Source organism: Oerskovia merdavium, from assembly GCF_014836755.1.
GTDB classification, from domain to species: Bacteria; Actinomycetota; Actinomycetes; order Actinomycetales; family Cellulomonadaceae; genus Oerskovia; species Oerskovia merdavium.
Genome location: NZ_JACSQF010000011.1, coordinates 120,406 through 129,219, shown reverse-complemented (window position 1 = coordinate 129,219; position 8,814 = coordinate 120,406). Strand labels below are relative to the sequence as shown.

Here is an 8,814-nt window from a genome sequence, read left to right as displayed (position 1 = left end):
CCCCCCCCCCCCCCCCCGGCGACCGGCCTGTGCACCGAGCACGCGGTGTCCCACCCTGCGCCTACGATCGCTGGGTGACCTCGTTCCCCCGTGACCAGCACGACCCGTACGCAGACCTCCCCCCCGACTTCGCGTCGGAGCCACCTGCCGACCTGTACGACGAGCCCCCGGTCCCCGACGACGCGGGGGCCGCCCCGCGGCGCGCGCACACCGGCGCGGGCGCGGCCCGCCCGTCGCCCACCGCGACGGAGCCCGCCGCCGAGCCGTCTCCCGGTGCGGCGTCCGACGCCGTCGCGGCGGCCGACGCCGCGCGGCTCGCCAAGGTGGCCATGCTGCGCAGTCTCCTCGAGGGCAAGGACCTGCGCGAGGAGGCAGAGACCGCGCTGCGCTCGCTCGTCGGCCGCGAGGACGCGAGGCTGCGCGACGACCAGTGGCTCGCGATCGAGGCCCTGGTCGCGTTCCGCCGTCGGGCCCTCGTGGTCCAGCGCACCGGGTGGGGCAAGTCGGCCGTCTACTTCGTCGCGACCTCGCTGCTGCGCTCGCGGGGCGCGGGGCCCACGGTCATCGTCTCGCCTCTCCTGGCCCTGATGCGCGACCAGATCTCTGCCGCGGCCCGCGCCGGGATCCGCGCCGTGACGATCAACTCGTCGAACATGACCGAGTGGGACGAGGTGCACGCCGCGATCGCCGCAGGAGAGGTCGACGTCCTGCTCTGCTCGCCCGAGCGGCTCAACAACCCCGGCTTCCGTGACGAGGTGCTCCCCCGGCTCGCAGCCGACGCGGGCCTCGTGGTCATCGACGAGGCGCACTGCATCTCGGACTGGGGCCACGACTTCCGTCCCGACTACCGCCGCATCCGCACGCTCCTGGCCGACCTTCCCCCGGGCATCCCGGTGCTCGCCACGACCGCGACCGCCAACGAGCGCGTGACCGCCGACGTCGCCGAGCAGCTCGGCGTCACGGGCGCGTCGGTCGCTGCCGCGGCGAGCGGGACGGGGGCCACGGAGAGCTCGGGCGCCCCGCGCGAGGACGTGCTCGTGCTGCGGGGCGGTCTCGACCGCGAGTCGCTCCACCTGGCCGTGCTGAACCTGCCGGACCAGCCGAGCCGCATCGCGTGGCTCGCCGAGACGCTCCAGGACGTGGACGGCTCGGGGATCGTCTACTGCCTCACGGTCTCGGCCGCCGAGCAGGTCGCGAGCCAGCTCCGGGCGGCCGGCCTGGCCGTGGCCGCGTACACGGGCCAGACCGACACGACCGAGCGCGAGCAGCTCGAGGCCGACCTCAAGGAGAACCGGGTCAAGGCGCTCATCGCGACCTCGGCGCTCGGCATGGGCTTCGACAAGCCGGACCTCGCCTTCGTCGTGCACCTGGGCGCCCCTTCGTCTCCCATCGCGTACTACCAGCAGGTCGGTCGTGCCGGGCGTGGGGTGGACAGCGCGGTCGTGGTGCTGCTGCCCGGCGAGGAGGACCGTCGCATCTGGGAGTACTTCGGGTCGCTCGCGTTCCCGGCCGAGCGTCAGGTCCGCGAGACCCTCGCCGCGCTCGAGGCGGGGGGCGGGACACAGTCCGTCGCGGCCCTCGAGACGCAGGTCGACCTCAAGCGCTCACGCCTCGAAACCATGCTCAAGGTCCTCGACGTCGACGGCGCGGTCCGTCGCGTCAAGGGCGGCTGGATCTCGACGGGTCAGCCCTGGGTCTACGACGCCGACCGCTACGCGCGCGTCGAGCAGACCCGGCTCGCCGAGCAGCGCTCGATGATCGACTACGAGGCCACGACGGGCTGCCGCATGGCGTTCCTGCGCGCTGCCCTCGACGACCCCGAGCTCGAGCCCGGCTGGAAGTGCGGTCGCTGCGACCGGTGCGGCGGGGTCGACCTGCCGGCCGCTCCCGACGCCGAGGCGGTTTCTGCAGCGCGCGCCGACATGGACCGACCGGGCGTCGAGGTCGTCGCCCGCCGCCAGTGGCCCACGGGTCTCGACCGGCTGGGCCTCGACCTCAAGGGACGCCTGTCCCCCGAAGAGCTCGCGTCACCGGGCCGGGCCGTCGCCCGCCTCGACGGGCTCGGCTGGTCGGGCCCGCTCCGGGAGCTCTTCGCCCCGGGCGTGCCCGACGGCGCGACTCCCGTCGCGCTGCGTCGCGCGGCCGCGCGCGTGCTCGACGAGTGGGACGCGCTCTACACGACCCCTCCCGTGTCCGACGACGAGGCGGCACCGGCCGACGGTGCCGCGGCGGCCGACGGGACCGGGACTCCCACGCGCAAGCTCCTGCTCGACGGCGTCGTGTCGGTGCGGTCGGCCACGCGCCCCCAGCTCGTCCAGCACCTGGCGGGCGGGCTCGCGCGCTACCTCGAGCGCCCGCTCGTCGGGAGCATCGGCCCCGTGCCGGGGCACGAGCAGCCCGGACGGCACGACGTGAACTCGGCCATGCGCCTGGCGGGGGTCGTCGAACGTCTCCGGCTCGAGCTCTCGGGCCCCGCGATGGCGGGCCTCGCGGGTCGCCGCATCCTCCTGGTCGACGACTACACCGACTCGGGCTGGACCCTCACGGTCGCGGCCCGACTGCTGCGCCAGGCGGGCGCCGCGGCAGTCTACCCGTTCGTGCTCGGGGTGCGCTGACGTCCTGCTCCCGACGCACGAGGGCGGGGCGCAGGACCGGAGAGACTCTCCCGTCCTGCGCCCCGCCCTCGTCGTCTCGGGGGTGCTTCGCCTACTGGAAGCGCGCCTTGATGGCCTCGCCGTGGGCGGGCAGGTCCTCGTCGTTGGCCACGGCCACGATGCGGTCGGCCAGCTCCTGGAGCGCGTCGGCCGAGTACTCGACGACCTGGACCGCGCGCAGGAAGCTGTGCACCCCGAGCCCGCTCGAGTAGTGCGCGCACCCGCCGGTCGGCAGGACGTGGTTCGACCCCGCCATGTAGTCGCCCAGGGGCACGGGCGAGTAGGGGCCGACGAAGATCGCGCCCGCGCTCTGCACGCGCTCGGCCACGGCCGCGGCGTCGGCCGTCTGAATCTCGAGGTGCTCGGCACCGTACGAGTCCACGACGTCGAGGCCCTGCTCGAGGTCGTCGACCACGATGATCGCCGACTGCGGGCCCGACAGCGCCTGGGCGACGCGCGCAGCGTGCTTGGTCTCGGGGACGAGGTCCACGAGCCGTGCGTCGACCGCGGCCGCGAGCTCGACCGACGGTGTCACGAGGACGGCCGCGGCGTCGGGCGTGTGCTCTCCCTGGCTGATGAGGTCGAGCGCGACGTGCGTCGGGTCCGCGCCGCCGTCGGCGAGGATCGCGATCTCGGTGGGGCCCGCCTCGGAGTCGATGCCGACCACGCCACGCACGAGCCGCTTGGCGGCCGCGACGAAGATGTTCCCCGGGCCGGTGATGACGTCGACGGGCTCGCACAGGTAGTCGCCGTCCTGCGGCTCGCTGCCTGCGGCACCGTAGGCGAACATGCCGATCGCCTGGGCCCCGCCGACCGCGTAGACCTCCTGGACCCCCAGGAGCGCGCACGCCGCGAGGATCGTGGGGTGCGGCAGGCCGTCGTTGTCGCGCTGCGGCGGGGAGGCGACCGCGAGCTCGCGCACGCCGGCCTCCTGCGCTGCGACGACGCTCATGATGACCGACGACGGGTAGACCGCGATCCCGCCGGGCACGTAGAGGCCCACGCGGCGCACCGGGATCCAGCGCTGACGGACCTGCGCGCCCGGGGCGAGGTCGACCGCGAACGGCTGGGGGCGCTGGGCGGCGTGCACCGTGCGGACACGACGGATCGCCTCCTCGAGCCCGTCGCGCACGAGCGGGTCGAGGGTCTCGAGCGCCTGGGCCATACGCTCGGCCGGGACCCGCAGATGGACCGGACGCACGCCGTCGAACCGCTCGGAGAGGTCACGCAGCGCCGAGGCGCCGCGCAGGCGGACCTCCTGCAGGATCGGAGCGACCTTCTCCGCGGCGTCCTCGACGCCGATCTCCGGACGAGGCAGGATCTCCGTGAGCTCACGGGGAGACAGGGAACGACCACGCAGGTCGATGCGATTGATCACCGACCCATCGTAGGCCGGGCCGCGAGCCCACCTCCAGGCCATTCAGCAGGTGGTCAGTTCCCCGGCGCCTCCCGGACGCGAGAGAATGGGTGCATGACCACGACACCCACGGTGGAGATCACCGACGACGTCATCCGCCTCGGCCAGTTCCTCAAGCTCGCGAGCCTCGTCGAGTCGGGCGCCCACGCCCGTGACCTCATCTCCGAGGGAGAGGTCAAGGTCAACGGCGAGGTCGACACCCGTCGCGGCCGACAGCTCCGCAAGGGAGACGTCGTGACGGTCGACGTCCCGACCGGCGAGATCGGCGCGATCGTCGGTTGACGGGACCCGGGCGCGTCCCGTCCGGGGAACCGGACCGGGCGCGCGCCGGGCGGGCTGGGCCGGCAGCCGGCCCGGAGGATCCGCCACGCCCCGGGCGTCCGCTCAGGACGCCCCCAGCCTCTCGGGCGTCTCAGAACGCCATGTAGCTCGAGCTCATGACCTTGTCGGCGACGATCCGCAGGACCACCCGGTGCGGGTTGACCCGCGGCTCCTTGTAGCGCTTCGTGTACCGGCGCACGGCCTCGGCGACCTCGTCCGGGTCGCGCGAGAGCGAGACGGTGCCCTCGAGCGTGATCCACCGCCCACCCTCGACCTGGCAGACCGCCGCGCGCGGATGTCCGCCGTCGGGCGTGAGCCGCTCGGCGTTGAGCGCCTTGACCGACGTGTCGTTCGTGGTGATGCGCACGACCCCCGACTCGGGGTCCCACGTGAAGCCCACGGGGACGACGTGCGGGCTGCCGTCCTCTCGGAGGGTGGTCAGGGTCGCCAGGTGGCGCTCGGTCACGAACACGCGCTGCTCAGGGGTCAGGTGGATCACGACGGCGAGTCTACGTCGGCCCGGCCGAGCGCCCCGCCGGGCGGGACGCTTCGCCGGACGCACCGGACACGCAGCGCGGCCCTCGGTCGGACGGCCGGCCCGGCCCCCCTGCAGGGCGCCAGGCGTGACGGCCCGGCCCGCAGGCCAGGCCGTCCCTCGTCACCGTCCGGTCACACCGTGAGGCAGCTCGGACCGAGCAGAGCCTTGAGGTCGCCGTACAGCGCCGGGCTCTTCTCGACCCGCAGGGTGTCCTCGAGGCGCATGACCTTGGTGCGACCCGGGCTCGTGAGCTTGAGGTGCACCTCGGTCACACCGGGATGCGTCGAGAGGATCTCGCGCAGCCTCTCGACGACGGGCTGGGTGCAGCGCGACTCGGGCAGGCTCACGAGCACGGGGGTCTCGGCGACCGTCGAGATGTCCGGGAGCGAGACCTCCATGGCCTGGAGCTGCATGGTCTCGTCGCGGCGCCGCACGCGGCCGCGGAGCACCACGACCTGGTCCTCCGCGAGGATCGTGGAGTAGGCGAGGTAGGTCTCGCCGAAGAACATGACCTCGACCCCGCCCTCGAGGTCCTCGATCGTGACCGCGGCCCACGGGTTGCCGTTCTTGCTCATCTTGCGCTGGAGCGAGGTGATGAGCCCCGCGATCACGACGGTCGACCCGTCGGGGCGCGCCTCGTCGGCCATGAGCGCCGCGATCGACGTGTCGGCGGCCCGGGTCAGGACGTGCTCGAGCCCCGACAGCGGGTGGTCCGAGACGTACAGGCCCAGCATCTCGCGCTCGAACGCGAGGCGCTGCTTCTTGTCCCAGTCCGGGATGTCCGGAACGTCGACGCTGAACGACATGGCCGGGTCCTCGGCACCCAGGTCCGCGAAAAGGTCGAACTGCCCCTTGGCCTCCTCGCGCTTGACGCTGATGACCGAGTCCACGGCCTGCTCGTGCACCACGAGCAGCGCGCGCCGCGCGTGGTCGAGCGAGTCGAACGCGCCTGCCTTGATGAGCGACTCGATGGTCCGCTTGTTGCAGACCACCGCGGGCACCTTGTCGAGGAAGTCGGTGAAGGAACCGAACCTCCCCTTGTCCTCGCGCGTCGCGACGATCGCGTCCACGACGTTGGCGCCCACGTTGCGCACCGCGGTCAGACCGAAGCGGATGTCCTTGCCGACGGCCGTGAAGTTGGCCGACGACGAGTTGACGTCCGGCGGGAGGACCGTGATCCCCATGCGTCGGCACTCGTTGAGGTACAGAGCCGACTTGTCCTTGTCGTCCCGCACGCTCGTGAGCAGCGCGGCCATGTACTCGGTGGGGTAGTTGGCCTTGAGATATGCGGTCCAGTACGAGACCACGCCGTACGCCGCAGAGTGCGCCTTGTTGAACGCGTAGTCCGAGAACGGGAGCAGGATGTCCCACAGCGTCTTGACCGCGGCCATCGAGTAGCCGCGTTCCTTCATGCCGTTCGAGAAGCCCTCGAACTGCTTGTCCAGCTCGGACTTCTTCTTCTTGCCCATCGCACGGCGCAGGATGTCGGCCTGACCGAGCGAGTACCCGGCGACCTTCTGCGCGATGGCCATGACCTGCTCCTGGTACACGATCAGGCCGTACGTGGTCCCCAGGATGTCCTCGAGGGCTTCCTCGAGCTCGGGGTGGATGGGAGTGACCTCCTGCATCCCGTTCTTGCGCAGCGCGTAGTTGGTGTGCGAGTTGGCACCCATGGGGCCCGGGCGGTAGAGCGCGCCCACGGCCGAGATGTCCTCGAAGTTGTCGGGGCGCATGAGCTTGAGCAGCGTCCGCATGCCGCCGCCGTCGAGCTGGAACACGCCCAGGGTGTCGCCGCGGCCCAGGAGGTCGTACGTCTTGGGGTCGTCGAGCGTCAACGACTCGAGCTCGACCGGGTCCTTGCCGTTCATCACGATGTTCTCGAGCGCGTCGTCGAGGATCGTGAGGTTGCGCAGCCCCAGGAAGTCCATCTTGATCAGGCCGAGGCCCTCACAGGTGGGGTAGTCGAACTGCGTGATGACCGCGCCGTCCTGGAGGCGACGCATGATCGGGATGATGTCGATGAGCGGCTCGCTCGACATGATGACGCCGGCCGCGTGCACGCCCCACTGGCGCTTCAGCCCCTCGATGCCCTTGGCGAGCTCGACGACGCGCTGCGCGTCGGGGTCCGCCGCGTGGATCTGGCGGAACTCGTCGGCCTCGTTGTACCGCTTGTCGTCGGGGTTGAAGATCCCTGTGAGCGAGATGTCCTTGCCCATGATCGCGGGCGGCATGGCCTTGGTGAGCTTCTCCCCCATCGCGAACGGGAAGCCCAGGAGCCGCGAGGAGTCCTTGAGCGCCTGCTTGGCCTTGATGGTGCCGTAGGTGACGATCTGCGCGACGCGGTCCTCGCCGTACTTCTCCGTGACGTACCGGATGACCTCGCCGCGCCGACGCTCGTCGAAGTCGACGTCGAAGTCGGGCATGGACACGCGGTCCGGGTTGAGGAAGCGCTCGAAGATCAGGCCGTGCTGCAGCGGGTCGAGGTCCGTGATGCGCATGGCGTAGGCCGCCATGGAGCCCGCTCCCGAACCACGTCCCGGTCCCACGCGGATGCCGTTGTCCTTGGCCCAGTTGATGAAGTCGGCGACGACGAGGAAGTACCCCGGGAAGCCCATCTGGACGATGACCTGGGTCTCGTACTCGGCCTGCTTGCGCACCGCGTCGGAGATGCCGTCCGGGTAGCGGTAGTGCAGCCCCTTCTCGACCTCCTTGATGAACCAGGAGGTCTCGTCCTCCCCCGGCGGGCAGGGGTAGTTGGGCATGTAGTTGGCGGACGTGTCGAAGCTGACCTCGCACTGCTCGGCGATGAGCAGCGTGTTGTCGCAGGCCTCGGGGAGCTCTTTCCAGATGTGCCGCATCTCGGCGGCGGACTTCACGTAGTAGCCGTCGCCGTCGAACTTGAAGCGGTCGGGGTCCGCGAGCGTGGAGCCGGAGTTGATGCACAGCAGCGCCTCCTGGGAGTGGCTGTCCTCCTTCTTCACGTAGTGCAGGTCGTTGGTCGCGACCAGGGGCGCACCGATGGTCTCCGAGAGCCGCAGCAGGTCCTTGATGACCCGGCGTTCGATGTCGAGCCCGTGGTCCATGAGCTCGATGTAGAAGTTCTCCTTGCCGAACACGTCCTGGAGCTCGCCGGCGGCCTGCACGGCAGCGTCCCACTGGCCGAGCCGCAGCTTGGTCTGGATCTCGCCCGACGGGCAGCCCGAGGACGCGATCATGCCCTTGCCGTAGCGCTCGAGCAGGTCACGGTCCATGCGCGGCCACTTGCCCATCTGGCCGTCGAGCGACGCGAGCGAGCTGGCCCGGAAGAGGTTGTGCAGCCCTTCGTTGTTGCGGGCCCACATCGTCAGGTGCGTGTACGCGCCGCGGGCCGAGACGTCGTCGGACTCCTGCCCCTTCTCGCCGAACCGCACGCGCGTCTGGTCGAACCGGCTGGTGCCGGGCGTGACGTACGCCTCGACGCCGATGATGGGCTTGATGCCGGCCTGGGTCGCCTTGGACCAGAAGTCGAACGCCCCGAAGATGTAGCCGTGGTCCGTGGTCGCGATGGCCTTCTGCCCGAGGCGCGCGGTCTCCTCGAAGAGGTCTCCGAGCCGCGCGGCGCCGTCCAGCATCGAGTACTCGGTGTGGACGTGGAGGTGGACGAAGTCGTCGGACTTCTGGGTGCTTCCAGGGGTGGCGGCAGAAGGCATGCGACGAGTCTAGATCGAGCCACCGACGCCCCTCGGCGTGTCGCGTGCCGGTGGCCGCGTGTGCCTTCTCTCATGCCTGCCCGACGACGCCGCGAGCCCCTCGCTCTCGGCGCGCCGGGGCGCGGACCGGCCTGCGAGAGCGCGACGACGGCCCGGCACGTCGGCCGGGTGCAGCAGGGAGCGCCCCGACCGGGC

The 8,814-nt window shown here is 71.4% G+C and carries 5 protein-coding genes; 2 read left to right on the top strand and 3 right to left on the bottom strand.

What is annotated here, in order from left to right; genetic code table 11:
* Positions 1-329: 329 nt before the first annotated feature.
* The gene (locus H9641_RS12005; RefSeq protein WP_191804119.1) at positions 330-2,615 is read left to right on the top strand and encodes a DEAD/DEAH box helicase; all 2,286 of its coding nucleotides are present in this window, start codon (positions 330-332) and stop codon (positions 2,613-2,615) included.
* A gap of 91 nt (positions 2,616-2,706) precedes the next feature.
* Here the strand turns inward: H9641_RS12005 and hisD are convergent, their stop codons facing one another.
* Positions 2,707-4,032 carry a histidinol dehydrogenase gene (gene hisD, locus H9641_RS12000; RefSeq protein WP_191804042.1) on the bottom strand — a complete coding sequence of 442 codons (1,326 nt, stop codon included), beginning with the start codon at positions 4,030-4,032 and terminating at the stop codon, positions 2,707-2,709.
* Positions 4,033-4,125: 93 nt separating this feature from the next.
* On the opposite strand from hisD, the gene H9641_RS11995 reads away from it, so the two are divergent.
* The gene (locus tag H9641_RS11995) at positions 4,126-4,353 is read left to right on the top strand and encodes an RNA-binding S4 domain-containing protein (RefSeq protein ID WP_056648870.1); all 228 of its coding nucleotides are present in this window, start codon (positions 4,126-4,128) and stop codon (positions 4,351-4,353) included.
* 130 nt (positions 4,354-4,483) lie between these two features.
* On the opposite strand, the gene H9641_RS11990 is transcribed toward H9641_RS11995, so the two are convergent.
* On the bottom strand, positions 4,484-4,891 hold the full coding sequence (locus H9641_RS11990; protein WP_191804040.1) for a pyridoxamine 5'-phosphate oxidase family protein: 408 nt from the start codon (positions 4,889-4,891) through the stop codon (positions 4,484-4,486).
* Positions 4,892-5,061: 170 nt separating this feature from the next.
* Positions 5,062-8,619: a DNA polymerase III subunit alpha gene (gene dnaE / locus H9641_RS11985; protein ID WP_191804038.1), complete on the bottom strand. Its 3,558-nt coding sequence runs from the start codon at positions 8,617-8,619 to the stop codon at positions 5,062-5,064.
* Positions 8,620-8,814 lie beyond the last annotated feature (195 nt).

Excerpts from the sequence above, each read along its gene's own strand:
- H9641_RS11995 (WP_056648870.1), top strand. The coding sequence starts at position 4,126 with ATGACCACGACACCCACGGTGGAGATCACCGACGACGTCATCCGCCTC.
- dnaE (WP_191804038.1), bottom strand. The coding sequence starts at position 8,619 with ATGCCTTCTGCCGCCACCCCTGGAAGCACCCAGAAGTCCGACGACTTC.
- H9641_RS12005 (WP_191804119.1), top strand. The coding sequence starts at position 330 with ATGCTGCGCAGTCTCCTCGAGGGCAAGGACCTGCGCGAGGAGGCAGAG.